Genomic DNA, 1,490 nt, shown 5'->3' with positions numbered 1-1,490 from the left:
CGGCGTCACGCACCTGCACGGTGGTGCCGGCTTCGCCACGGCCGCTCAGTTGGCTGCCGGCCAAGCCGATTACCAGATTGGTCGGGGCTTCAGGCGGCGTGGTATCCACGCCGTCGATATCCGGTGCAGTGACTGAACTGGCTACCGAGGTATTGCCGGCGGCATCAGTCGCAGTGGCTTGCAGCACTTCGCCGTCGACTTGCGGCGGAGCGAGGTTGATGCTGAATACACCGGTCGGGCCGACCAGAGCAGTACCCAGTTCGGTACCGTCGGCTGCCAGGATACGCACGGTACTGCCCGGTTCGGCACGGCCGGTGAGCACGGTGCCGTCAGCGCTGACGGCCAGTTCGGTCGGGCTGGCCGGGGCGGTGATGTCTGGCGCGGTGATTTGCGCAGGCAGCGAGGACGCGCCGCTGTCATCGATGGCGACCACATCCAGCAGTTCGCCGTTGGCCTGGGCCGGGTTCAGTTCGATGCTGAAGGTGCCATCGGCATTGGCGATGGCGCTGCCGATCAGCGTGCCGTTGGCGTCGTGTACCTCGACACGGCTGCCAGCGGGGGCCGAACCAGTAAGGGTGGTGCCGTCGGCATCGATGGCCAGGTTGCTCGGGCTGACTGGTGCAGTGGTCAGCGGTACGTCGTACTCCAGGGCCACCGAGGCGTTGCCGCTTGGGTCGGTCTGTACCAGGCTCAGTTGCTCGCCCGGTTGCGCGGCTGGATTCAGGTCGATGAGGAAGGTGCCGTTGGCACCGACTACGCCAGAGCCGATGACGTTACCCTCGGCATCGCGCACTTCGACGGTGGCACCCGGCTCACCACGGCCGCTCAGTGCCAGGCCATCAGCGCCGACCACGATATTGCTCACTGCGCCAGGTGGCGTGATATCCGGGGCATCGAACTGCAGCGGCGCCGAGGTGTTGCCGGCCGCGTCCACCAGGCGTACGTCCAGTGCTTCGCCGTTGGCCTGAGCAGGGTTCAGGGTCAAGCTGAACAAGCCATCGGCACCGACGATGCCGGTGCCGATGATGTTGCCACCGGCATCACGCACCTGCACAGTAGCGCCCGCTTCACCGCGACCGGTGAAGGTCACGCCGTCGGCCAAGGCCAGTTCAGTCGGTTGGGCAGGCGGCAGCAGGTCAGCAGAGGTGACCGAGCCCGGCTGCGATACGTTGCCGGCGGCGTCGGTGAGCGTTACTTGCAAGGTGCTGCCGTCGATCACGGCAGGGCTCAAGGACACTATAAAGTTGCCGTCCGGACCGACAGTGCCAGTCGCCAGCAGGTTACCTGCTGCGTCACGCACCTGCACGGTGGTGCCGGCTTCGCCACGGCCGCTCAGTTGGCTGCCAGCCAGGCCGATTATCAGATTGGTCGGGGCTTCAGGCGGCGTGGTATCCACGCCGTCAATGTCCGGTGCAGTGACCGAGCTTGCCACGGACGTGTTGCCAGCGGCATCGGATGCAGTGGCTTGCAGCACTTCGCCATCGACTTGT

The 1,490-nt window shown here is 66.0% G+C and carries 1 protein-coding gene; it reads right to left on the bottom strand.

Annotated features, from left to right (window positions below):
* The coding region (locus WF331_RS29095) for an Ig-like domain-containing protein (protein ID WP_340623566.1) at positions 1-1,490 on the bottom strand (1,490 nt) is incomplete at both ends.

Origin of the sequence: Pseudomonas sp. YNh (genome assembly GCF_037993085.1) — a bacterium.
GTDB lineage: Bacteria > Pseudomonadota > Gammaproteobacteria > Pseudomonadales > Pseudomonadaceae > Aquipseudomonas > Aquipseudomonas putida.
This window is presented reverse-complemented; position numbering and strand designations above follow the sequence as displayed.